Raw genomic sequence first — 24,098 nt, forward strand, 5'->3', positions numbered from 1 at the left:
GTCAACCAAACAGGTGACGTGTCTCGACACTCCCGAGGCGTTCCCGCTTCCGGCGCTTGCGGCGCCGCACCACCCATACCGCCGCCCACACGAACACGCCGAGACCCACCAGAACCAGCACCGGAAGCACGATGGCCAGCACGGACATGACCACGCTGCTGATGTCCTCGGCCGTGCTCGCGACCGGCGCGCCGAATCCGGCGGTGGCCGTGTTGACCACTGGCCGGGACGCCGCCTTCACACCGTGGACGGCCAGAGCGATCACACCGCCCGCGACGATCGGCACCCACTGGTTCGAGGTGAAGAACGCGCCCGGGTCGGCGACCGTCACCGTCTCGGACGCCGAGCCGGCACCGAAGGCCAGCCCGCCCGCGGTCGGCCGGACGAACGTCTGCACCAGGTCGTTGACGTGGTCGACGACCGGGACCTTGTCCGCCACCACCTCGATGGCCAGCAGCACCGCGAGGATCGACAGGGTCCAGCCGTTCGCCAGCCAGGTCGAGGAGGACGGCAACTCGATGGCGTCGGTGTAACGGGCCAGCAGTCCCATGGTCAGCAGCGGGATGTAGGCGTTGAGCCCGGCGGATGCGGCCAGACCGGTACCGGTCAATACTTCGAACACATTCTCAGCATGGCACCGTCACGCTCGTGGCGCCCGCCGGGCCGCTGCGATGCGTCAGGTACCGTCGTGCGGTGCGCCTGGTCATCGCGAAGTGCTCCGTGGACTATGTCGGCCGTCTCTCCGCCCACCTGCCTCCGGCGGTGCGGCTGCTGATGGTCAAGGCCGACGGGTCGGTGTCGATCCATGCCGACGACCGTGCCTACAAGCCGCTCAACTGGATGAGCCCGCCCTGCAAGCTGCAGGAGGCGCCGGGCGTCTGGAAGGTGGTCAACAAGGCCGGCGAGGAGTTGCGGATCACCCTCGAGGAGGTCTTCCAGGACTACTCGTACGAGTTGGGCGTCGACCCGGGCCTGGTCAAGGACGGTGTCGAGGCGCACCTGCAGGAACTGCTCGCCAAGCACCCGGAGACCTTCGGCGAGGGCTTCACTCTGGTCCGGCGCGAGTACATGACCGCGATCGGCCCGGTCGACCTGCTGCTCAAGGACGCCGACGGCGCCTCGGTGGCGGTCGAGGTCAAGCGGCGCGGCGAGATCGACGGCGTCGAGCAGCTGACCCGCTACCTCGAACTGATGAACCGCGATCCGTTGCTCTCCCCGGTCAAGGGCGTCTTCGCCGCCCAGGAGATCAAGCCGCAGGCCCGCGTCCTGGCCACCGACCGCGGCATCCGCTGCCTGGTCGTCGACTACGACGCCCTCCGTGGCATGAAGAAGGACGAGCTCACCCTCTTCTGACCGCCGTGGCCCGCGAACGGGTCAACCGCGCGGGCTCCGGGCCCTTGCCACGCCGAACCATCCGCGGCGGACCAGCCAGCCGGCCTCCCGGGCGAACCAGTTCCGCGCCCGCAGCACCAGCAGGATGAACGGCAGTGTCGTCCCCGGTATGGCGAAGACCTTGACCCCGCCCGACCCGGCCGGGTCCGGATCGGTGGCGGCCAGCAGCGCCGCGATCGCCGTCACGACGAGCCGCAGCACCGCCGTCGCGAACGTGGGGCGGTGCAGGTTCTGCCGGATCAGCATCCGGGTCGGACCGGAGAGCATCCGCAGCCGCCAGCGCAGGAACATCGCCGCGGCGCCGATGCCCGCCAGCGCGGTGACCAGCCCGGCCGCGACCCCGGCCGGCCCGGCGACCTGCAACCGCACCCCGGTGGTGGCCGCCGACGCGATCACCAGGAGCAGGCTCGCGACGTCGGTGACCAGCCACAGCGCTCCCCGCGCGCTGCGGGTCGCCAGCTTCGCGGCGGTCGCGTCGGCCGGGGCGGCCGTGAGCGTGGCGGCCAGCGCCGGCCCGGCACGTAGCGCCCGTCCCCGGCCGGCGTCCAGCTCGGCGAGGGAGTACAGGGCGATCGGATCGTCCGGCACCAGGGCCAGAGCCTGCTCGTACGCGTGGCGCGCCGCCTCGAAGCGGGCCATCCGGCGGTGGGTGTCACCTTCGGCCACGTACACCATCGGGTCGTCGGGGGCGAGCTGCCGGGCGCGTGCGGCCGCCTCGCCGGCGGCCACGATGTTCGCGGTGCCGCCGTTCTCCAGCAGGGCGTAGACCAGCGCCAGTTCCGAGTACGGATCGAGCGGGGCGAGATCGCGGGCGATGACGGCGGCCCGCACCGCCTCGTCGGAGTGGCCGGTCTGCATCAGCGCCATCGCGTGCTGCCGGTGGGCTCCCGGGTGGTCCGGGGCGAGGGTGACCGCACGCTCGGTTACCGTCAGAGCCTCGGCGTACCGTTCGGCGGCCAGCCGGCAGGCCCCGAGCAGCACGAGCGCGATCACATCGTCGGGATCGTCGGTCAGCTGCCGTTCGGCCAGCCGTGCCGCGTCGTCCGGCCGTCCGGCGTCCAGCAGCAACCTGACCCGCGGGCCGAGGTCCCCGGGCGAGGCGTCCGCTGTCATCGCAGCATCCTGCGCTGCTTGAGGAAGGCGATGAGGTCGTCGTAGGCGCCGCCCTCGTTGGCGAACATCGCGACGTTACGGGCGGTCGCGAACCAGGGACCGGTCGACGGGCGCACCTGCTTCAACGCGCGGGCGAAGTCCCGCTGCTCGATCATCCGCACCTTTCCGCTGCGGATCGAGTCGGCCATCGCGTACTCGGCAGCCGACTCGCATAGGTGAGTCAGATCAGCACCGGAGAAGTCCTCGGTCTCCGCGACGATCCGGGCCAGGTCGATCCCCGCGATCGGACGATCACGCAGGTTGAGCTCGATGATGGCGCGCCGGGCCTCGGCGTCCGGCGGCAGGACCAGCACCATCCGGTCGAGCCGTCCCGGACGGCGCAGCGCCGGGTCGACCTGCCAGGGGGTGTTCGTCGCGGCGAGGACGAAGACGCCTTCGTTGTCGGTGTCGACGCCGTCCAGCTCGGCGAGCAACTGGTTGCCGACCGTGCGCATCCCGTTGGAGTACACATGCGACCGCTTCTGACCGAGCGCGTCGACCTCGTCGAGGAACAGCACGCACGGCGCGTTGCGGCGGGCCGTCTGGAACAGCTCGTGCAGGTTGCGCTCCGAGTTGCCGAGCCACATGTCCAGGACGTCCACGATGGACAACGACATGAACCGGGCACCCATCTCGCCGGCCACCGCACGGGCGATGAACGTCTTGCCGCAGCCCGGCGGGCCGTAGAGCATCAGGCCGCCGCGGAGGCTCTTGCCGTACAGCTTGCGCAGTTCGGGGTTGCGCATCGGGCCCAGGAACGCCAGTTCGAGACGCTCCTTGACCTCGGTCATGCCGCCCACGTCGGCCAGTCGCACGCCGGACGACTCGACGTCGAACGCCCGGTCGCCGTCTCCGACGAGCGGCTCCGGCGGCCCACCGGCCGGCATCCGTTCGGCGGGCCGCTCGGAGGAGGCGACGTACCGGGGCGGCAGAACCGGGGAGAGCTCCTGCTCGTACGCGGCCAGCGGGTCCGCCTCGCCGGCCGGCTCGGCCGCGTCCGGGCCGGCCGCGGAGTCCGGCTCGCCGGCGGGCGCGGGTGGGGCGTCGTCCGGGGTGTCCGGCGCGGTGGCGGGCGCGGGCGGGGCGCTGTCCGGGATGTTCGGCTCGGAGGCGGGCGCGGGTGCGGGCGGGGTGCCGCCGGTGGCCTCCGGCGCGGTGGTGGTTCCCGGTGCGGGCGCCGCGGCGGCGGTGAGAGCCCGCTGCGTGAGCCGGTGCGCCGCCAGGTTGCCGGGGTCGCGGGCGAGCACCGATCCGGCCTGTGCGAGGGCCTCGACCGCGCGCCCGGCGTCCACCAGCACGTCGCCGAGGTGCAGACGCAGGCGCACGTCGTCGGGCCGTGCCTCGACGGCGGCGGTGAGGCTGGAGATCAGATCGTCGTCGCTCATGGCACCGGCAGGATAGAGCGCCCGGGTGCCGATGGCCACCGCGGGCCGACCCGGTCCACAGGCCCCGCGGCCCGATGACCGGAACCGATCAGCTGGCGGAGAGGCCGACGCGTTCCGGGCCGGTGGTCCAGGACAGGTAGGCCCGAATGCCCAGGGCGGCCGCCGCGAACTGGACGGCGATCATCGCGGGCGTCAGCGGGACGTCCCGGACCAGCGCGATCACCGTGGGCAGGGCCAGGATCAGCAGGTCGACGCCGGCGAAGGCATAGACCACCGGGCCGGTCGGAACCGAGCCCATCGGGGTGTCGATCGGAATGAGGTCGTTGCGCACGAAACCGGCCCGCGCGGCGCGTACCGCCGAGGCGGCGCCGACCGGGCCGACGGCGAGTCCCAGCAGCCACCACTGGCCGGACGGCAGTGTGCCGGCCAGCTGCAGCAGAGCCAGGGCGACCGTGGCCCAGACCGCGCCGATCACGGCCGGCACCCACAGCCGCTGCTGGACGACCTGCCGGGAGGTCAGGCCGAGCAGGCGCAGCAACACCGGGTTACCGGCGTCGGTCTTCACCGTGGCGGTGGTGGCGCGGGCCGCGATCACGGTCCCGGTGAGCAGAGCGATCGTCAGCACCCAGCGCGGGGCGCCGGCGAGCAGGAGCGGCATGGTGGTGGAGGCGGCCGTCCACAGCAGCCGGGCCGGGCGGCGGCGGGCCAGCAGCAGGTCCTGGCCGGTCAGCGGGGGCAAGCTGCGGGGCAGGGTCACCGATCGCAGCCGGCGACGGGCCCAGTAGCGGCGTTCCAGCATCTCGGCCAGGAACGACGGCTCGATTCCGTACACCGAGTCGGCGAGCGTTCCGGCGGTCTTGGCGGACTCGAGGATCTCGTGGTCGGGGGTGCGCGCGAGGTCCCGTACGCCCAGCAGGAAGGCTGCCGCGGCCAGGACCGTCAGGGCGCCGGTGACCGGGACCACGGCGGACGTCGCGATCTCCCCGCCGGCCGGCGGTGGCGTCCATCCGGTCGCCTCGGCGACCAGGACGGCCAGGCCGAGGGCGAGCGCGACGCGGGCGGCGGCATCGGTGAGCGAGGCGAGCCGGGGCCGCGACTGCGCGGCGGAGGCCACCAGCGTGAGGAGTACGCCGGTGAGCGCGCCCGTGGCCACCAGGAGCGAAGATCCGGACGCCACGGCGTTGCCGAGGATGCCGAACGCGGCCGCCGCACCCGCCAGGCCCGCACCGAAGGCGGCGGCGCGCAGTGCCGGTGACAGCAGCCGTCGACGGCTGATCGGTGCGGTGAGCAGGAAGTATGCGGCCGGGCGACTGACGGTGACCGGGCCGAGCCGGCGCAACGTGAGGAACAGCAGGCCGGCGCACACGGTGGCGGCGGCGAGCGCCCCGGCCCCGCTGAGGTGTGGCACGAGCGGGCTGAAGACGGCTTTCAGGGTGTCCTGGGCCATCACCGCGATCACCGCGACCGAGAAGACGACCGTGTAGACGGTGCCGAGCAGTTCGCCGCGGTCCCGGTGGGAGGCCTGGGTGCGGCGGATCCAGCGCCGGACCGGCCGTAACGCGACGACGGCGGTCACGGCCGGTCGTCCGGCGCGGCGGCGTCGGGTGCGGTGTCGTGCGGTGCGGTGTCATGCGGTGCGGTGTCGTGCGGTGCGGTGTCGGGGGCGGTGAGCTGCTCCATCGAGACGATCTCGGCACCCGAGGCGACGGCGAACTTGTCGTCGTGGCTGGCCAGCAGCAGGGAACCGCCGCCGGCCTGGTACTCGGCGAGCATGGCGGCGACCATGGCCCGGCCGTCCGGGTCGAGGCGCTGCTCCGGCTCGTCGAGGATCAGCAGCGAGCTGGGCCGCAGCAGCACCAGCGCGAGGGTGAGGCGCTGCTTCTGGCCGGAGGACAGCGACGGCGGGATGGCGTCGCCGTGCCCGGCCAGCCCGAACCGGTCCAGCGCCTCGTCGATGCCGGCGTCGTCCGGGTCCTGGCCGTGCGCCCGGCACACCAGTTCGGCGTGCTCGCGGGTGGTCAGGCCGGGGTACCAGGTGGGCGGCTCGACGGTGGTGGCGACCGCACGCCAGAAGTCCGGTCCGTCGCCGGGCTCACCGCCGAACACCCGGACGGTGCCCGAGTCGGCCCGCTGCAGACCGCTGACACAGCGCAGCAGGGTCGACTTGCCGATGCCGTTCTCGCCGGTCACGCAGACGCCGGCGCCGGCCGGGACGGTCAGTCCCACGTTCACCAGCACCGGCGTCGAGCCGTAGCTCACCTGTAGACCATCGACTGCTACCGCTGGGTGATCGACCACCCCGACAGCCTATTAGCAGGCGTCTAGGGCTTGCGGCCGTAGAGCAGGCGCAGCGCCTTGACGATCTGCTTGACCTGGGCCGGGGTGCGGTCGAAGGTCATCGCCGGCAGCAGCGACGGCCCACGACGGACCGTGATCGCCTTGGCCCGGGCGAACTCGCGCAGTCCGTCCTCGCCGTGGATGCGCCCGAAACCGGACTCGCCGACCCCGCCGAACGGCAGGTTGCCCATGCCGACGAAGGTGAGCGACCCGTTCACGGCCACCATGCCGGAACGCAGCCGCCGGGCGATCCGGATCGCGTTCTTCTTGCCGAACACCGAGCCGCCCAGGCCGTACGGCGTGTCGTTGGCCTTCCGGACGGCCTCGTCCGCGTCGCGGACCTTGGTGATCGTCAGCGTCGGCCCGAAGGTCTCCTCGCGCATCTCCGACGAGTCCTCCGGTACGTCGACCAGCACGGTCGGCGCCACGTAGGGAGCCTGCACCGCCCCGGCTCCACCGAGGACCGCCCGCCCGCCCTTGGCCAGCGCGTCCTCGATGTGATCCCGGATGATGTCGAGCTGCCTCGGCATGGTGATCGGGCCGATCTCCTCGCCGGTGCGCAGCTTCCCGGCCTTGGCGACCACGGCCTCGACGAACCGGTCGTAGACCGGCTCGACCGCGTAGACCCGCTCGATGCCGATGCAGGTCTGCCCGGCGTTGGTCATCGCGCCCCAGACCGCGGCGTCGGCGGCCAGGTCCACATCCGCGTCGGCGTCGACGATCAGCGCGTCCTTGCCACCGGCCTCCAGTACGACCGGGATGAGGTTCTCGGCGCAGGCTGCCATCACCTTCTTGGCGGTGGCGGTGGAGCCGGTGAAGGCGACCTTGTTCACCCCGGCCCGGCACAGCGCCCCGCCGACGTCACCGAGCCCGTGCACCACCTGCAGCACCGGGTGCTCCGGCACGATCTCGGCGAACGTGTCGGCGAGCCACTGGCCGACGATCGGTGTGTACTCACTCGGTTTGAGGACGACCGTGTTGCCGGCCGCCAGCGCGCCGCTGATCGGGCCGACGGGCGTGACGATCGGATAGTTCCACGGGCCGATCACACCGACGACGCCGTACGGCTGGTACTCGAGGTGCCCGGAGTGCTCGGCGACCAGGATGCGGGTACGGACCCGGCGGGGGCCGAGGACCCGTTTGGCGTTGCGGGCCGCCCAGTCGAGGTGCTCGACCGCGGCGACCGCCTCGATCGTGCCGTCGGCCAGGGGCTTGCCGGTCTCCCGGTGGGTCAGTGCGGCCAGTTCCTCGATCCGCTGGACGATCAGGGTGCGCCAGCGCAGCAGCCTGGTCTTCCGGCCCTCGAAGCCGAGTCCCTGCCACCACACGGCGGCCTCGCGGGCGCGTTCGACCGCCGCGGTCACGGCCTTCTCGTCGGCGACCGGCACGCGGCCGGCCTCCTCGCCGGTGGCGGGGTTCGTCGATATCAGGTGGCCGTCCGCGATCACGGGCAGGCCGGGAACGTGAGTCGCCGTCATGTACGGGAGTCTAGGGCGATTGTTACCAGTGAGTCACTACGTACGCTTGACCTCGTGAGCCCGCGCCGAAATCGCCCCCGTCGTCCGTCGCAGGACGAGAAGCCCTCCGCGGACCGCCCCGGTATCACCGAGCAACGCGTCCAGCAATGGCAGGACGGCGAGTGGATGGTGCGTTCGATCTTCGGCGCGGCGGCCGTGAAGACGTACCTGTGCCCCGGTTGCATGCACGACATCCGCCCGGGGGTGGCTCACGTGGTGGCCTGGCCGGCCGACGGCTGGGGCGACCCGGCCGACCGGCGGCACTGGCACAGCGGCTGCTGGCGTGGCCGTGACCGGCGCCGCCCCGGGGTGGAGCGGTCACGCAACGCCCCACGCTACGGGTGAGGCCAGGCCTTCCGGCCGCCCCACCCGCCGCCCTCGAGACGGAAGTGAAAGCCTCTCCACATGACGAACCAGATCCGTGCCAACTCGATCCTCCCCGCACACCGGGAGGACATCGAGCTGCACACCGCGGACGGCGTCACCCTCGTCGGTGAGCTGGCCCGCCCGCTCGACCGCGAGCCGGTGGCCACCCTCGTCTGCCTGCACCCGCTGCCCACCCACGGCGGGATGATGGACAGCCACGTCTACCGCAAGGCCGCCTGGCGGCTGCCCGCCCTGGCCGGCCTCGCCGTGCTGCGCTTCAACACCCGCGGGACGACAAGCGTCCGCGGCACCAGCGGCGGCAGCTTCTCGAACGCGGTCGACGAGCGTTTCGACGTGGCCGCCGCGATCGAGTACGCCGAGTTCGCCGACCTGCCCGGCATCTGGCTGGTCGGCTGGTCCTTCGGGACCGACCTGACCTTGATGTACGGGCTTGACCCGGCCGTCACCGGCGCGATCCTGCTCTCCCCGCCGCTGCGGTTCTCCCAGCCGTCGCACCTGGCGGCCTGGGCCTCCGGCGGCAAACCGCTGACGGCACTGATCCCCGAGTTCGACGACTACCTGCGCCCGGCCGAGGCAGCCGGGAGGTTCGCCGCGATCCCGCAGGCCGAGGTGGTGCCGATGGCGGGCGCCAAGCACCTGTGGGTCGGCGACGCCGAGAAGGTCCTCGACGAGATCGTCCGCCGGGTGGCACCCGATGTGCCGACCCCGCTGCCGAGGACCTGGGACGGCCCGATGGAGACCGGGGACGCGACCGCGTACGCCGACCGCACGGTGGCGGCTTTCGACAAGAGCTAGCGTTCCTCGAGGCTCGGCAGGAGGACCTCCCGCATGATCAGCTGGATGGCGGCCACCATCGGGATCGCGATCAGGGCGCCGATCACTCCGAACAGGCCGACCCCGAGCAGGGCCGCCACCAGCGCCGCCACGTCGCTCACCCGGACCGAGCGGCGCATCACCCGCGGGTAGATCAGGTAGTTCTCGATCTGCTGGTAGACGATGAAGAAAACGATGCAGACGATGCCGTCGGTGATCGAGGACGCCAGGCCGACCAGGCTGATCACGACGGCACCGATGGTCGCGCCGATCTGCGGGATCAGGTCGCAGATCGCGACCACCACGGCGAGCGCGAACGGGTACGCCAGACCCAGCACCACCGCCAGCGCGAAGGTGCTCACCCCGGCCAGCACCGCGATCGCCAGCGCACCCACCATGTAGGCGCCGACCTTGGTCAGGATCTCGTCGGTCAGCAGCCGGACCCGCTCCCGCCGCGACGCCGGGACGAGCCGGTACCCGGTCTCCTTCATCCGCTCGAACGCGGCCATGAAGTAGATCGTCAGCACCAGCACGGTCAGGATGTTGAAGATCGTGCCGAAGAGCAGCCGGGCGCCGCCGACCACGCCGCCCAGGGCGTTCGTGATCGTCCCGGCGTTGACCGCGCCCTGCACCCGGTTCGCGATGTCGTACCGCTGCACCAGCCGGTTGACCGTCTCGCTGCGCCGCAGGCCCTCCACCACACCGGGCGCGTTGTTGATCAGCTCGGTGGTCTGGGTGACCAGCGGCGGGATCAGCGCCACGACGCCGCCGGCCAGCAGCAGCACCACGCCGATCGCGACGATCGCCACCGCCGCCCCTCGCGGCAGGCCCCAGCGTCGCAGCCGTACCACCGCCGGATGCAGACCGATCGCCAGGAACAGCGCGATGAAGATCAGAATCAGCATCGAGGTGGCGTTGCGCACACCGAGAAACAGCGCGTACGCCACGATCACGCCGAGCCCGAACAGGAAACCGAGCAGGAACGGGTTCCGCTTGTTCAGCGGCGGGCCCGGCTCACCGAACGGCTTCCCATCGGCGGGCGACTCGATGACGGGTTCTTCAGCGGCGGGCGACTCGGCGGGCATCTGACCTCCAGTGATCGGAGGTTATCGCTGCCTCGCCGCCCGCGCCATCGGGAAGAACCCGGGGTCACTCCGCGTCTGCGGGCACCCGGCTCGCCTGCGGAACCGTCACCTTGGCCGAGGCGGTCACCTTGGCCGGCGGCTTCTCGGCGGGCTGCACCGCGGCCGGGGCAGGGTCGGCCGGCTTCTCCACCGGCGGCTGCTCGGCCGGCGGCTCGTCCGGGTCGGCGGCGGCCGCCATGACCGCCGCTGCGGCCAGCTCGGCCACCCGCTTCGCCTCTTTCTGCACCTGACGGCGAACGTCGGCGGCGTGCCGCTCGGCGGCCTCACCGGCACGCTGAGCCTCGGCCACCCGCTTCAGCTCCGCCTCCAGCTGCTGCTGCGTCTCGGTGAGACGCTGCTGGACCCGGTCGGCCTCCTTCTCGGCGTTCCGCGCCTGCTCCTGCGACGCCGCCCGCTGCTGCTCGGCCTTCGCCACCTCGGCGGTGGCGGCCTCCAGCTCCCGCCCGGCCTGGGCGATCTTCTCCTGCTGGGCGGCGATCTCCTTGCGTACGGCCGTCGCCTGGTCGTCCGAACGCCGGAGGACCTCCTCGGCGTACTTGTCGGCCTCGCTGCGCAGGTCGGCGCACTGCTTCTCGACGCCGGCCCGCATCTGGCCGAGCTCCTCGATGACCGAGTGCCGCCGCAGCGCCAGCTCGTGCTCGGCGGCCGCCTTCAGGTCGGCCTGCTCGCGCTCGGCCTCGGCCCGCTGCGCCGCGATCTCCTTGCCGGTCTTCTCGCGCAGCGCCTTGAGTTCCTGCTCGGCCTGCATCCGGGTGGACTTGACGTAGCCGTCCACCTCGGCGCGGGCCCGTGCGGCATCCTGTGTGGCCTGCTCGACCAGATGCCGGCCCTCGTTGCGGGACCGGACCAGCACCGCCTCGGCCTCCTTGCGCATCTGCTCGGCGGACTGCCGGGCGGCCGCGAGAGCCTTGTCGGAGGCGGCCCGCCGGGCGGCGTCGGCCTTCTCCTCCTCGGCCCGGCGCGCGGCCAGGGCGATCTCGAAGTCCCGGATGCCGTTGTGCGCGTGCGCCTCGGCCTCGGCCCGGATCCGCTCCGCCTCGGCCAGCCGGGAGGCGATGTCGTCGGTCGCCGACGCCTTGATCGCCTCGCCCTGCTCCTCGGCGAGCGCCAGGATCTGCTCGACCCGCGGGCCGAGATGCCGGAACGACACCTCACCGCTCATCCCGGAGTCACGCCGTGCCTGTGCCAGCTCCGCCTGCAGGCCTTTTATCTGCGCCGTCATCGCCTGCATCTGCGAGTACGCCTGCTCGCGATCGGCGAGGAGGGCGGCAATCTCGTTCTCCGCCCGGGCGACGTAACGCTCGACCTGCTTGCGTTCATACCCCCGCAGGGCGGTCTCGAAGCTGGGTTCGGTGGCCGAATCTCCGCCGAGACCGAGAATTTCACCGCCGTGCGACATACTTTCCATCCTCACATACGCATCGTCCCGTGGTGTGTCGATACACACCGGGTTGGCAGAGACCATGCGGGTAGTTGCGATTCGTCTGACCTCGGCTCGATAAACCCAGGCAAGCGCGAAACGAGTCAGGCCGTACCGGAGACACTCCGGTACGGCCTGTTTCGTCATTGAACGCCCGGCCGGTGTCAACCGTTGCGCACTCGCGGCGGCTCCGCAACTTCAGCGGGCGCGGTGTGATCAGGAGTTCGTCTTGGCGGTCACCGGCTCGTCGCCGGCCTCCTCCGCCACGTCCGCTCCGCCCTGCTGGACCTGCTGTGCGGGCTGCTCGGGTGCCCGCTGCACGGGCGCCTCGGCCGGCTTGGCAGCCGCCGCAGCGGCCGCCGGAGCCGCCGCTCCGACACCCGGCACCAGGCCGGACAGCCCGGAGAGCATCTGACCCAGCTGGTTGGTGACGGCGTCCTTCTGACGGGTCAGGTCCTCGACCTCGCGACGGGCCGCCTGGGTGGTGTGCTCGGCTTCCTGACGCGCCTCGCTGAGCAGCCGGCTCGCCTCGGCGCGGGCCTCGCCCACGGTCTTCTCCGCCAGTGCCCGGGCCTTCTCCACGGTCTCGGACGAGTGACGCTCGGACTCGACCCGGCGGCTCTCGGCGCGCTGCTCGATCTCCTTCGAGCGGTCCTCGGCGGCGCGGGCCCGTTCCTCGGCCTCGGCCACCATCTTCTGGGTGGCGGCGACCTGGGCGGCGTGCCGCTGTGATTCCTCGGACTCGGCCTTCTCCCGGCGCTCGGCGATCTCCAGGGCCAGGGCCTGCAGATCCTTCTCGCGCTTGTCACGGGCATCGCTGAGCAGCTTGGTGGCCTCGGCGCGCTTCTCCTCGGCCTCGCGGCCGGCCTTCGCGCGGGCCTGGGTGATCTCCCGCTCGGCGGTGACGCGCAGCGACGCGACCTCGCGCTCCACGGTCGACTTCAGCTCGGCGACCTCGTGCGCGGTGACCGTGCGGAGCTGCTTGGTCTCCCGGTCGGCGTCCGACCGCAGGGTGTCCGCCTCGCGCCGGGCCTGCACCCGGGCCTCGGCGGCCTCACGCTCGGCGTGCGTGCGGACCTGGCCGGCCTCACGCTCGGCGGTCGCCTTCATCGCGGCGGCCTCGGCGCGAGCCTTGTCGGTGATCTCGCGGGCCTCGAGGCGGGCCGCGGAGAGAATGCCCTCGGACTCCCGTTTCGCCTCGTTGCGGTGATCGTTGGCCTGTTCCTCGGCGAGCCGCAGGATCTGCTCGACCCGGGTGCCCAGCCCGGAGAGCGTCGGCCGGTTGTTCTCCTCCAGCAGCTTGTTGCTGTCGGCAAGCTTCTGCTCGAGCGCGTTCAGCCGCTGCTCGGCCTGCCGCAGGCGACGCTGGGCGTCGTTCATCCGCTGCTCAGCCTCACCGCGGGCCTGCTCGGACTGGTTCAGCGCGGCGAGCAGCCGGCCGATGTGTCCGTCGACCTGGTGACGGTCGTAACCACGCAGGACGACGGTGAAGTCGTGCTGCGAGTTGGCGGTCTCGAAGAAGGCCAGGTTCTGATCCTGCTGCTGGGGCATTGCGCCATCCTGGCGAAGAGGAATCGGACATGCAAGAGCCGATGGGTATCCGCACCGCATCGTAGATCAGCTTTGACCTGGAGCGCAGCCCGCCCCCAGGCCGTTCGGCGGGGCCCGCCGACTCACCGGCCGGTCGGGCGTCGTCCCCCGCCACCTGGCCACTCGGGGCTTCGGGGGATTCCGGGTCCGTCACGGGCGTCGTCGGCCCTGCTCAATGCCCCCGATCCTGCCAGGCGGGCGGGTCCGCGTCAGGTCGATTCACCCGACCGGCGTACGAGCCGGCGAGGCACTCAGGCCGGCTCCACCAGTTCCACCAGGACACCGCCGGCGTCCTTGGGGTGCACGAAGTTGATCCGTGACCCTGCGGTGCCGCGTTTCGGTGAGTCGTAGAGCAGCCGCAGGCCGCGGGCCCGGAGTGCGTCCGCGGCGGCCTCGACGTCGGCCACCGTGTAGGCGAGTTGCTGCAGGCCGGGACCGCTGCGATCGATGAACTTGGCGATCGCCGAGTCGGGCCGGGCCGGGGCGAGCAACTGGATGCGGGGGCCGCTGCCGTCGCCGACCGCGAGCATCGCCTCGCGTACGCCCTGCTCCTCGTTCGTCTCTTGGTGCACACAGTGCAAACCGAAGTTGTCCGCATAGAACCGGAGAGCCTCGTCGAGGTCGGGAACCGCGATTCCGACGTGGTCGATGCGGAGCAGGCCCACATCGGAGAATGGGCTTCCCTCAGCGTGGCGGGCGCCCACCGGGCCGGCGCCGGGCTGCGGGGCGTGCGCTGTGACATTTTCAGCGTGGCCCGCGCTCGGTGTGTTGTCAGTCATGGAGCTAGTCTCTGACCTGACCCATCGTTAAGGCCACCCCGGGTTAGCCCCTGACCCGGGTCGCGCAGATCGGATCGTGACCGTGACCAGCTCCGTCATCGTCAGTGGCGCCCGGACCCCGATGGGGCGCCTCCTCGGAAACCTCAAACACCTGCCCGCCACCGCCCTCGGCGGGCACGCCATCTCCGCCGCGCTGTCCCGGGCCGGTGTCGATCCCGCCCTCGTGCAGTACGTGATCATGGGCCAGGTCCTGCAGGCCGGCTGCGGCCAGATCCCGGCCCGGCAGGCGGCCGTCGCGGCCGGCATCCCGATGACCACCCCGGCCCTCACCGTCAACAAGGTGTGCCTCTCCGGCATGGACGCGATCGCCCTGGCCGACCAGCTGATCCGGGCCGGCGAGTTCGACATCGTGGTGGCCGGCGGCATGGAGTCGATGACCAATGCGCCGCATCTGCTGACCGACCAGCGCGCGGGCCGTAAGTTCGGTGATGTGCTGGTGCGTGACCACACCGCGTTCGACGGCCTGATGGACCCCTGGGCCGGCATCTCGATGGGCGAGTCCACCGAGGCGAGTGGCACCGGTCTCGGCATCACCCGCGAGGAGCAGGACGTCTTCGCCGCCCGCAGTCACCAGCGGGCCGCCGCCGCCCAGCGTGACGGCCGGTTCGCCGAGGAGATCGCGCCGGTCCCGGCCGGGGGCCGCAACGCCACCGGTCCGGTCGACGGCGACGAGGGCGTGCGCCCCGAGGCCACCGTGGAGTCGCTGGCCGGGCTGCGGCCCGCCTTCACCCCGGACGGCACGATCACCGCCGCCAGTGCCTCGCCGATCTCCGACGGCGCCGCCGCGGTGCTGGTGATGAGCAAAGCCAAGGCTGAGGAGCTGGGCCTGACCTGGCTCGCCGAGATCGTGTCGCACGGCAACGTGGCCGGTCCGGACAGCTCGCTGCAGTCCCAGCCGGCCAACGCCATCAAGCACGCGCTGGACAAGGCCGGCCTGGCCGTCTCCGACCTCGGCCTGATCGAGATCAACGAGGCCTTCGCGCAGGTGGTCATCCAGTCCGCCCGCGAGCTGAAGGTGGACGAGTCGATCGTCAACGTCAACGGTGGCGCCATCGCGCTGGGTCACCCGATCGGCATGTCCGGCGCCCGGCTGGTGCTGACCCTGGCGCTGGAACTGCGGCGGCGCGGCGGCGGCCTCGGCGCGGCCGGCCTGTGCGGTGGCGGCGGCCAGGGCGACGCCCTGATCATCAAGGTGCCATCAGAGTGACCGGCCGGCGGTCCCGTGACGTGCCCTCCCTCGTCGCCAAGGCGCGGGAGGGCGACGCCCGGTCCGTGGCACGGCTGATCAGCCTCGTCGAGAACGGCGATCCGGCACTGCCCGAAGTGGCCGCCGCGATGGCGTCGCACGCCGGCCGGGCCCAGGTCGTCGGCCTGACCGGCGCGCCCGGCGTGGGCAAGTCGACGACGACGAACGAGCTGGTCCGGGCCCTGCGTGAGGCGGGGGACCGGGTCGGCGTGCTGGCGGTGGACCCGTCCAGCCCGTTCACCGGCGGCGCCATCCTCGGCGACCGGATCCGCATGCAGGACCACACCGCGGACTCCGGCGTCTACATCCGCTCGATGTCCAGTCGCGGGCAGCTGGGTGGGCTTTCGGCGGCCACCCCGCAGGCGGTCCGGGTGCTGGAGGGTGCCGGTTGTGACGTGATCCTGGTCGAGACGGTCGGGGTCGGGCAGGCCGAGGTGGAGATCGCCTCCCTCGCCGACACCACCCTGGTGCTGCTCGCGCCCGGGATGGGTGACGCGATCCAGGCGGTCAAGGCGGGTGTGCTGGAGATCGCCGACGTCTTCGTGATCAACAAGGCGGACCGTCCCGGCGCGGACGCCACCTATCGCGACATTCAGGGCATGCTCGCCCTGGGGGAGCGCGGGCCGGGTGAGTGGCGCCCGCAGGTGGTCCGCGCGGTAGCGGCCAAGGGCGAGGGCGTCGACGACGTCGTGGCCGCGATCGGCAAGCACCGGGACTGGCTGGAAAGCACCGGCAACCTGCAGAAACGGCGGGAGCACCGGGCGTCGGCGGAGATCTCGGCGCTGGCGCTGGGCACCCTGCGTGCCCGGATCGGTGACCTGAGCGGTGGGACGGCGCTGCCACTTCTTGCCGCCCGTGTCGCGAACGGCGAGCTCGACCCGCACGCCGCCGCCGCGGAGCTGGTCGCCGGCCTCTCCGACTAGATCGGGCGGTGCGGCCGCCGCCACTCCCGGCTGGACCCGGTGCGGTGCGGCCGCCGTCCACGGCTGGATCCGGTGCGGTCCGGGTCGTGGAGGCGGCTGAACCGCACCGGTTCGCGGCTGGCGGGGGTGCTCGCTAGGGGAAGCGGGCGAGCGTCTCCTCGATCAGCTTGCGGTCCCACGTCAGGGTGCCCTCGTCCAGTTCGGTGATCAGGCTGTTCAGCCAGGTGATCTCGGCGCGCAGCATGCCGGCCCGGTACTCGTCCTCGATCAGGAACAGCCGGGGCAGGCCGGGCGGTGCCTGCGCCTCGATGGCCGCGACCCGCTCGGACAGCGCCTCGACGCGTCGTTGCAGCAGCTCACGGGTCTCGGCCGGGGTGAGCGTCGGCAGGAAGGCGAGGGCCACCGGGAACTCCGGGAACTCGCGGGCCGGCTCCGGCAGCATCTCCAGCAGCCAGCGGCGCAGGCTGGCCGTGCCCTCCTCGGTCACCTCGTAGACGGTCCGCTCCGGCCGGCCGGACTCCCGGCTCGTGCCGCCGGGGCGGGCCAGTCCCTCGCGTACCAGCCGATCGAGGGTTTGATAGACGCTGTTGCGCTGCGCGACGTTGACCAGCTGGTCCTGACCGCGTTCCTTGATCACCTGCTGCATCCGGTACGGGTGCATCGGCGCCTCCACCAACAGTGCCAGCAGAACCATCGCCAGGGGAGACCGCTTCATGCGGGTCAGCTTAGGGGTTGACGGTTCATAGTCATCTCATCAATAGTCATTCTATGACTACTACGGAGCAGGACGCCATCGTCATCGGCGGCGGTATCGCGGGAACCGCCGCCGCCCTCGCCCTCCGAGCCGCCGGCCGCACCCCGGTGATCTACGAGGCCGGCCGGCCGGGTGACGCCGAGCGGGGCGTCTTCCTGACCATCGCGGTCAACGGGGTGAACGCGTTGCGGGCCCTCGGCGCCGACCCGGCCGTCGTGCTGGCCCGCGGCTTCGCCACCCCGCGGCTCGCGCTCCGCGGGGCATCCGGCCGGCTGCTCGCCGAGACGCCGCTCGGCGGACCGCTGCCGGACGGGACGGTCACCACCACGATCCGGCGCGCGGACCTCTACGCGGCACTGCGGTCCGAGGCCGGGACGCGGGGCGTCGAGATCGTGTACGGCCACCCGCTCACCACGGCGAGGACTGCCGCGCACGGTGTCACCGCGGAGTTCGCCGGCGGCCGCACCGTGACGGGGAATCTGCTGGTCGGGGCGGACGGACTGCACTCGCGAACCCGTACCGCCCTCGATCCGTCGGCGCCGGCGCCGCACTTCCTCGGCCTGCTGGACACCGGTGGTTTCACCGACGGCCCGGTCTGCCCCGCGCTGCTCCCGCCGTCCGGCGTCATGCAGATGTCGTTCGGCCGCCGGGCGTTCTTCGGCTGGGCCGCGGCGCCGGACGGCCGGGTCTGGTGGTTCGCCAACCCGTCCCGCCGCCGGCCCGCCGAGCCCGGCGAGTTCACCCCCGGGGCGTGGCGGTCCCACCTGCTGGAGCTGTTCGACGGTGAGCCGGGCGCCGATCTGATCCGGGCCACCGGCGAGGTTCTCGGCCCGTGGAACACGCGTGACCTGCCGCGGGTGCCGGTCTGGCGCGGCGACCGGATCGTGCTGATCGGTGACGCCGCGCACGCCGTCGCGCCGTCGTCCGGGCAGGGCGCGTCGATGGCGCTGGAGGACGCCGTCGTTCTCGGGCACAGCCTGCGGGAGCACCGGGACGTGCCCGCGGCGCTGGCCGCCTACGAGGCCGCGCGCCGGGCGCGGGTGGAGAAGGTGGTCGCACACGGCCGGCGGACCAGCGGCACGAAGGTGCTCGGGCCGGTCGGCGCGGCGATGCGGGACGCGATGATGCCGCTGGTGATGCGGATGCTGCACCGGCGCGGCGACCCGCAGGCCTGGATCTTCGAACACCGGGTGCCGGTGCTGCCGTCAGTGCCGCGGTGAGGTGCGGCCGCGGTGAGGTGCGGGAGCCCCGGCGGCGTTGGCGGGCGCCACCGGGGCCACTGGGAACTGCTTGTCTCCACTCTTGTTCGCAACCGGCCCCGGCGACAGTGGGGAAAACCCTTGCTGTTCATTCACCGAGGAGACCGTCGAGATCCCTTAGTGATCGTTCAGTTCTGATCTACCATGGCGGGTATGGAGGCAGCCGACATCCAGGCCGGGCGGGAACGCTGGCAACGACGCTACGACGCGGCCCGTAAACGGGACGCCGACTTCACCACGCTCTCCGGGGCGACGGTGGAACCGGTCTACGGGCCACCCGAGGGCACCGCCTACCCCGGCTTCGAACGCATCGGGTGGCCGGGCGAGTTCCCGTACACCCGTGGTCTGCACCCGACCGGATATCGCGGCCGGACCTGGACCATCCGCCAGTTCGCGGGGTTCGGCAACGCCCGGCAGACCAACGAGCGCTACAAGATGATCCTGGCCGCCGGTGGTGGCGGGCTCAGCGTCGCGTTCGACATGCCCACCCTGATGGGCCGCGACTCCGACGAGCCGGAGGCACTCGGCGAGGTCGGCCACTGCGGTGTCGCCATCGACTCGGCCGCCGACATGGACGTGCTGTTCGAGGGCATTCCGCTGCAGGACGTCACGACCAGCATGACCATCTCCGGCCCAGCCGTGCCGGTCTTCTGCATGTACCTGGTGGCCGCCGAGCGGCAGGGCGCCGACATCGGCAAGCTCGACGGGACCCTGCAGACCGACATCTTCAAGGAGTACATCGCGCAGAAGGAGTGGCTGTTCGCCCCGGAGCCGCACCTGCGCCTGATCGGCGACCTGATGGAGTACTGCGCCCGCGAGATCCCGAAATACAAGCCGCTGTCGGTCAGCGGTTACCACATCCGGGAGGCCGGCTCGACCGCCGCGCAGGAGCTGGCGTACACACTCGCCGACGGTTTCGGGTACGTCGAGCTGGGCCTGTCCCGCGGTCTCGACGTGAACACCTTCGCCCCCGGCCTGAGCTTCTTCTTCGACGCGCACACCGACTTCTTCGAAGAGATCGCCAAGTTCCGCGCCGCCCGCCGGATCTGGGCCCGCCACCTGCGCGACGACTACGGCGCCACCAGCGAGAAAGCACTGTGGCTCAAGTTCCACACACAGACCGCCGGGGTGTCGCTCACCGCCCAGCAGCCGGTCAACAACGTCGTGCGGACCGCGGTCGAGGCGCTGGCCGCCGTGCTCGGCGGTACCAACTCGCTGCACACCAACGCCCTCGACGAGACGCTCGCCCTGCCCACCGACGAGTCCGCCGAGATCGCCCTGCGCACCCAGCAGGTGATCATGGAGGAGACCGGCGTGGTGAATGTGGCCGACCCGCTCGGCGGATCGTGGTATGTGGAGGCGCTCACCGACCGCATCGAGGCCGAGGCGGAGGAGATCTTCACCAGGATCCGTGAGCTCGGCCACGACGGCACCATCACCGCCGGCATCCTGCGCGGTATCGAGGACGGCTGGTTCACCGCGCACATCGCGGAGGCCGCCTTCGCGTACCAGCAGGCTCTGGAGAAGGGCGCCAAGAGGGTCGTCGGCGTCAACGCGCACACCACCACGGTGGCCAAGGAACTGGAGATCCTCCGCGTCTCGCACGAGGTCGAGCAGGAGCAGAAACAGGATCTCCGGACCCGCAAGACCAACCGCGATGACGTACGGGTGAAAGCCGCCCTCGAACACCTGATCACCGTCGCGCGGACCGGCGAGAACATGATCCCCGCGATGCTCGACGCGGCCCGTGCCGAAGCCACGCTCGGCGAGATCTGCGGTGTGCTCAAATCGGAGTGGGGGATCTACCGCGAACCGCCCCGATTCTGACGCTCTCCCTCCGGCCGGCGCCCGTCGGCCGGAGGGGCTGTGACGTCCGATATCGGCGGGCTGGTGGCGACGCGTACAGGCGTGACAGCGTGCGAGACTAGGTAACCATGAGCGACCCAAGGACCACTCCGTCGATCTTCACCCGCGGCGCGGTCGATCTCAGCGCGCTGCGCCCCTCGACGCCGGCCAAACCGGCCGCGCCGAGCCGTCCCGCCGCCCCCGACGGCGCGGGTTCCGGCGCCGTCCCGGGCACGGTGCCCGGTGCAGTTCCCGGTGCAATTCCCGGTGTCACACCGGACACGATCATCGACGTCACCGAGGCCGACTTCCAGGCAGTCCTGGAGCGGTCCCTGACCACGCCGATCCTGCTGGACTTCTGGGCCGACTGGTGTGAGCCCTGCAAGAAGCTCTCGCCCGTGCTCGAGAAGCTCGCGGTGGAGTACGGCGGATCCTGGATCCTCGGCAAGGTCAATGTGGACACGAACCCGCGCCTCGCGCAGGTCTTCCGGGTGCAGGGCATCCCGCAGGTGACCGCGCTGATCGGCGGCCAGCCGGTGGAGGGCTTCAGCGGCGTGCTCGCCGAGGGTCAGGTCCGGCAGTACATCGACGCGGTTCTGAAGGCCGCCGGGGTCAGCGTGGCCACCCCCGAGGACCCGCGGCTCGACGCCGCCGACGACGCCCTGATGACCGGCGACCTGGACGCGGCCGAGGCCGCCTACCGGAAGATCCTGGCCGAGTCGCCCACCGACGCCGCCGCCGAGTCCGGCCTGGCACAGGTGGAGCTGTACCGGCGGATCGGTGGCGCCGACCCGTCCGAGGTCCTGGCCAAGGCCGAGGCCGACCCGGCCGACATCGAGGCCCAGCGGCTCGCCGCCGACATCGAGGTGCTCAGCGGCCAGGCCGAGCAGGCGTACGCCCGTCTCATCGCCCTGGTCAAGGCCACCAGCGGCGACGACCGCGACGCCGTGCGCAAGCACCTGCTCTCGCTGTTCACCGTGGCCGGCCCCGACGACCCCGCGGTCGCCGGCGCGAGACGTGCGCTGGCCCGCGCACTCTTCTAAGCTGCGGCTTTCTGACGAAGGGGGGCGTCGTGCGCCGCATCGCCGTTCTGGACGCACCGTCCAATCTCGGCCTGCGCCCGCCGACCGCGACGTCGGTGCCGGGCTGCGCCAAGGCGCCCGGCGCCCTCCGCGACCAGGGTCTGCTGGCCCGGCTCGGCGCCCGTGACGCGGGCTGCCTGACCCCGCCACGGTACGACCCCGGCGACTGGCGACCCGGCGACGGTGTCGCCCACGCCGCCGAGATCTCGGCCTACTCGCGCGCGCTCGCCGACCGGATCGGCGCGATCATCGACGGCGGCGAGTTCCCGGTGATCCTGGGCGGAGACTGCTCGATACTGATCGGCGCCGGCATCGCCATGCACCGCCTGGGCGATGCTGTCGGCGGCCGCATCGGGCTCGTCTTCGTCGACGGTCACTCCGACTTCCGGCACCCCGGCAATGCCTCCTACGTCGGTGCGGCCGCCGGTGAGGACCTCGCCCTGGTCACCGGCCGCGGCCAGGCCGACCTCGCGGCGATCGAATCGCGCCGGCCGTACTTCCGTGACATCGACGTGGTCGTCCTCGGCATCCGCGCACAGGACGAATACCGCCTCGACCTGCAGGCCGCCGGCATCGTGACCCGGCCCGTCCCCGCCCTGCGGGCCGAGGGGGCCGCCCGCACCGCCCAGTGGGCCCGCGACCAGCTCGTCGACTGCGCCGGTTACTGGGTGCACGTCGACGTCGACGTCCTCGACCCGGCGGTCATGCCGGCCGTCGACGCCCCCGACCCGGGCGGGATCGCCTTCCCCGAACTGGAGATCCTCCTCTCCGGCCTCGTCGAGTCACCGCACTGTCTCGGCGTGGAGATCACCGTCTTCGACCCCGACTACGACCCGGACGGCCGCTACGCGTCCGAGATCACGTCAGCGGTGGTCGGCGGCCTCTCTCCGGTACGCACCACGGCAGCCCGCCCGGACCTGGTCGCGGCTCGCCGGGACCTGGCCACCCCGGAGCCGGCCGGGCCCGGCCCGGACGCGGTCGCCGTACCCGCCGTTCCGTTCCGGGTCCGCACTCACTTCGTTCCCGGGGCGGATACCGAGCCGACCGCCGCCGAGGAGGGGGCCGCTCAGCTCGCTGCCGAGCCGGGCCCTGCTCAGCTCGCTGCCTCGCCGGGCCCTGCTCAGCTAGCTGCCGAGCCGGCTCCTGCTCAGCTGGCAGCCGAGCCCGACGCCGGAATTTACGGCGCCGAGATGGGCAGCTCGTTGTCATCCGGTGCCGAGCTGGACGCCGGGCCGTCCGGTGCCGAGCCGGTCAACGCTGTGTCGCTCTCCGCGCCGGACCCCACCTCGGCTGAGGACACGGAGGTGGCGCGCGCTGCTTCCGAGCAGGTCGCATCCGAGCAGGTCGCTGACCAGGCGGTGCCCGGAGGGGATGTCGACTCTCCGGATCCGGAGTCGTCCGTGTCGGCCTGGGGGCCGAATCCCGCTGCCACGCCGTGGCCGGAGACGGATCCCGGCCCCGGCAGTGGTCCGGCCGCGCAGGCCTCCGCAGCGACCGCCTCCGGGACGCCGGGAGCTTCGGTCACCGACGCGGAATTCGTGCTGGCCGCCGCTCTCGGTACCACGTCCTCGACCAACGGGAGTCGCCTCGATCGTGACGATCCGGTGGACCGTGCGGAGCTGGTGGACCCTGACGATCCGGCGGGCCGTGACCATCCGGTGGACGGTGAGGACCCGGCGGATAGTGAAGAGCCGGCGGGCCGTGAGGAGCCGGTAGACCGTGATGATCCGGCGGACCGTGATGATCCGGCGGACCGGGAGGAGCCGGCGGGCGAAGAGCCGGACGACGTCGGCGAGCATGTGGATGGTCTCGCGCATCCGGACGATGTGGTCGGGCAACCTGACGCTGTCGACGGGTCCGACTCGGACGACGGGGACGATCACGCCGCCGTGGCCGAAGACGATCACTCCGAGGACGCTGACTCCGGTGACCGGGCGGAGCCGCGCGGCTCCGCCGAGGGAGACCAGCCGGGTGATACGGCCGTATCCGACGCTGATTCCGAGTGGGAGCGCGAGATGCCGGCCGGGGTTGACGGCGCCGATGGGGCCGAGCCCGTCCGGGAGACGAACGACACCGCGATCCGCCTGCTCTCGCGCCCTCTCGGCTCAGCACCGCTGCTCGATTCGGAGCCGCTGCCGGCGACCCGGCCGGGAATGCTCCGGCCGCGCCCACCCGCCGATCCGCCGACGTCCGGCGTCGGTTCACCCGCGGTCGGTACCGGCCCGGCCGGCGGTTTCCCACCCGGGGTCGCCTGATCGTCGCTCGCGGTCCGACGCCTGATCGTCGCTCGCCGTTCGACGCCTGCGCTCCGGTCGCCGGACGGGGCAAGATCCTTCTGAACCGGGCTCCACGCGGTGACGTACCCCGTCGGGGAACTTCACTGTGGAGGGTGGCGTGCTCGTGCGAGGGGAACAACCGACAGAGGACAGGGAACAGGCGGGGGATCCCGCGGCGCGACGGACTCGTGACGGGAGCCAGGCGGGGCGGGCGGCGATCGTACTGGGGGTCCTCGCGCTGGTGATCGCGGGCCTGGCACTGGTTCGCGATCTGGGTGATGTCAGGTTCAGCGACATAGGACGTTACTGGTCGGCGTTCTGGGGTTCGTCGCCCCCGGCCGGGAACATGACGGCGTCCTTCGACTCTCCGGAGGACGGCGACAAGGTCCCCCTGTGCTCCTCGCTCAGCGGCACCGTGTCCGGCCTCACCGGCGACCGTGCCGCCTGGCTGCTCCTGAAGGGGCCGAACACCGGCGACCTCTACTACCTCACCCGGAGGATCATTCCCGCTTCCGGGGACGACGTTCGCTGGCACCTGACCTCGCAGCAGATCGGTGATCCGATGCATGAGGGACAGCGGTTCCGGATGCTGATCATCGGCACCGAGGGTGCCGCCACTGCGGAGTACGACCGCGCCGCCGCTACCGCTCCCTTCGTCAAGCTGCCGGCGAAGTACGAGACTCTCGCCGACATTTCCGTCACCATCGCCGACGACATCGTCTGCGGGTAGCCGGTG

20 protein-coding genes and 1 pseudogene are annotated in these 24,098 nt (G+C 71.9%); 10 read left to right on the plus strand and 11 right to left on the minus strand.

Annotation, left to right across the window (positions count from 1 at the left end; all coding sequences use genetic code 11):
- Position 1: 1 nt before the first annotated feature.
- Positions 2–622, minus strand: a complete 621-nt coding sequence (locus AB0G04_RS03765) for a DUF4126 domain-containing protein (protein WP_360975752.1) — start codon at positions 620–622, stop codon at positions 2–4.
- 71 nt (positions 623–693) lie between these two features.
- Between AB0G04_RS03765 and nucS the strand changes: the two genes are divergently transcribed.
- Positions 694–1,353 carry an endonuclease NucS gene (gene nucS / locus AB0G04_RS03770; RefSeq protein ID WP_360975755.1) on the plus strand — a complete coding sequence of 220 codons (660 nt, stop codon included), beginning with the start codon at positions 694–696 and terminating at the stop codon, positions 1,351–1,353.
- Between the two features lie 21 nt (positions 1,354–1,374).
- Here the strand turns inward: nucS and AB0G04_RS03775 are convergent, their stop codons facing one another.
- The 5 genes from AB0G04_RS03775 to AB0G04_RS03795 form a co-directional block, all read right to left on the minus strand.
- Positions 1,375–2,505 carry a tetratricopeptide repeat protein gene (locus AB0G04_RS03775; RefSeq protein ID WP_360975758.1) on the minus strand — a complete coding sequence of 377 codons (1,131 nt, stop codon included), beginning with the start codon at positions 2,503–2,505 and terminating at the stop codon, positions 1,375–1,377.
- The gene (locus tag AB0G04_RS03780; RefSeq protein ID WP_360975761.1) at positions 2,502–3,929 is read right to left on the minus strand and encodes an AAA family ATPase; all 1,428 of its coding nucleotides are present in this window, start codon (positions 3,927–3,929) and stop codon (positions 2,502–2,504) included. Before AB0G04_RS03780 ends, AB0G04_RS03775 begins: the two co-directional genes overlap by 4 nt.
- Positions 3,930–4,017: 88 nt before the next feature.
- The gene (locus tag AB0G04_RS03785; RefSeq protein WP_360975764.1) at positions 4,018–5,505 is read right to left on the minus strand and encodes a DUF6297 family protein; all 1,488 of its coding nucleotides are present in this window, start codon (positions 5,503–5,505) and stop codon (positions 4,018–4,020) included.
- Positions 5,502–6,227 carry an ATP-binding cassette domain-containing protein gene (locus tag AB0G04_RS03790; RefSeq protein WP_360975767.1) on the minus strand — a complete coding sequence of 242 codons (726 nt, stop codon included), beginning with the start codon at positions 6,225–6,227 and terminating at the stop codon, positions 5,502–5,504. Before AB0G04_RS03790 ends, AB0G04_RS03785 begins: the two co-directional genes overlap by 4 nt.
- 23 nt (positions 6,228–6,250) lie before the next feature.
- Positions 6,251–7,744, minus strand: a complete 1,494-nt coding sequence (locus AB0G04_RS03795; protein WP_360975770.1) for an aldehyde dehydrogenase family protein — start codon at positions 7,742–7,744, stop codon at positions 6,251–6,253.
- A 54-nt stretch (positions 7,745–7,798) separates the two neighbouring features.
- Here AB0G04_RS03795 and AB0G04_RS03800 point away from each other — a divergent pair, with 54 nt between their 5' ends.
- Both AB0G04_RS03800 and AB0G04_RS03805 read left to right on the plus strand, forming a co-directional pair.
- A complete protein-coding gene (locus AB0G04_RS03800; protein WP_360975773.1) occupies positions 7,799–8,128 on the plus strand; it encodes a hypothetical protein in 330 nt (109 codons plus the stop codon).
- A 60-nt stretch (positions 8,129–8,188) separates the two neighbouring features.
- Positions 8,189–8,965, plus strand: a complete 777-nt coding sequence (locus tag AB0G04_RS03805) for an alpha/beta hydrolase (RefSeq protein ID WP_360975776.1) — start codon at positions 8,189–8,191, stop codon at positions 8,963–8,965.
- Here AB0G04_RS03805 and AB0G04_RS03810 read toward each other — a convergent pair.
- The 4 genes from AB0G04_RS03810 to mce all read right to left on the minus strand — a co-directional run bounded on the left by AB0G04_RS03810 (position 8,962) and on the right by mce (position 13,917).
- Positions 8,962–10,068 carry an AI-2E family transporter gene (locus AB0G04_RS03810; RefSeq protein ID WP_360975779.1) on the minus strand — a complete coding sequence of 369 codons (1,107 nt, stop codon included), beginning with the start codon at positions 10,066–10,068 and terminating at the stop codon, positions 8,962–8,964. The two genes, AB0G04_RS03805 and AB0G04_RS03810, sit on opposite strands and share 4 nt — an antisense overlap.
- A 64-nt stretch (positions 10,069–10,132) precedes the next feature.
- Positions 10,133–11,536, minus strand: coding sequence for a Laminin subunit beta-1 (locus AB0G04_RS03815; protein ID WP_360976270.1), 1,404 nt, complete (start codon positions 11,534–11,536; stop codon positions 10,133–10,135).
- A gap of 228 nt (positions 11,537–11,764) precedes the next feature.
- Positions 11,765–13,099 (minus strand): cell division protein DivIVA, encoded by a 1,335-nt coding sequence (locus AB0G04_RS03820; protein ID WP_360975782.1) that lies wholly within the window; start codon positions 13,097–13,099, stop codon positions 11,765–11,767.
- A gap of 290 nt (positions 13,100–13,389) precedes the next feature.
- Positions 13,390–13,917 carry a methylmalonyl-CoA epimerase gene (mce, locus tag AB0G04_RS03825; RefSeq protein ID WP_360975785.1) on the minus strand — a complete coding sequence of 176 codons (528 nt, stop codon included), beginning with the start codon at positions 13,915–13,917 and terminating at the stop codon, positions 13,390–13,392.
- 82 nt (positions 13,918–13,999) lie between these two features.
- On the opposite strand from mce, the gene AB0G04_RS03830 reads away from it, so the two are divergent.
- Positions 14,000–15,184, plus strand: coding sequence for an acetyl-CoA C-acetyltransferase (locus AB0G04_RS03830; RefSeq protein WP_360975788.1), 1,185 nt, complete (start codon positions 14,000–14,002; stop codon positions 15,182–15,184).
- Entirely contained in the window at positions 15,181–16,146 is a 966-nt protein-coding gene (gene meaB / locus AB0G04_RS03835; protein ID WP_360975791.1) for a methylmalonyl Co-A mutase-associated GTPase MeaB, read from the plus strand. The genes AB0G04_RS03830 and meaB overlap by 4 nt, the downstream gene beginning before the upstream one ends.
- 133 nt (positions 16,147–16,279) lie before the next feature.
- Here meaB and AB0G04_RS03840 read toward each other — a convergent pair whose 3' ends face one another.
- On the minus strand, positions 16,280–16,861 hold the full coding sequence (locus AB0G04_RS03840) for a PadR family transcriptional regulator (protein WP_360975794.1): 582 nt from the start codon (positions 16,859–16,861) through the stop codon (positions 16,280–16,282).
- 53 nt (positions 16,862–16,914) lie between these two features.
- Here AB0G04_RS03840 and AB0G04_RS03845 point away from each other — a divergent pair, with 53 nt between their 5' ends.
- The 5 genes and pseudogenes from AB0G04_RS03845 (at position 16,915) to AB0G04_RS03865 (ending at position 24,092) form a co-directional block, all read left to right on the plus strand.
- A complete protein-coding gene (locus AB0G04_RS03845; protein ID WP_360975797.1) occupies positions 16,915–18,120 on the plus strand; it encodes an NAD(P)/FAD-dependent oxidoreductase in 1,206 nt (401 codons plus the stop codon).
- Between the two features lie 192 nt (positions 18,121–18,312).
- Positions 18,313–19,986, plus strand: coding sequence for a methylmalonyl-CoA mutase family protein (locus AB0G04_RS03850; RefSeq protein WP_360975800.1), 1,674 nt, complete (start codon positions 18,313–18,315; stop codon positions 19,984–19,986).
- 107 nt (positions 19,987–20,093) lie between these two features.
- Positions 20,094–21,047 (plus strand): tetratricopeptide repeat protein, encoded by a 954-nt coding sequence (locus tag AB0G04_RS03855; protein WP_360975803.1) that lies wholly within the window; start codon positions 20,094–20,096, stop codon positions 21,045–21,047.
- A gap of 29 nt (positions 21,048–21,076) precedes the next feature.
- Positions 21,077–22,147: pseudogene (locus AB0G04_RS03860) on the plus strand (arginase family protein); the annotation flags it as partial.
- Between the two features lie 1,456 nt (positions 22,148–23,603).
- On the plus strand, positions 23,604–24,092 hold the full coding sequence (locus tag AB0G04_RS03865; RefSeq protein WP_360975806.1) for a hypothetical protein: 489 nt from the start codon (positions 23,604–23,606) through the stop codon (positions 24,090–24,092).
- The last annotated feature ends 6 nt before the right edge of the window (positions 24,093–24,098 follow it).

Source organism: Actinoplanes sp. NPDC023801, from assembly GCF_040639655.1.
Classification (GTDB): Bacteria; Actinomycetota; Actinomycetes; order Mycobacteriales; family Micromonosporaceae; genus Actinoplanes.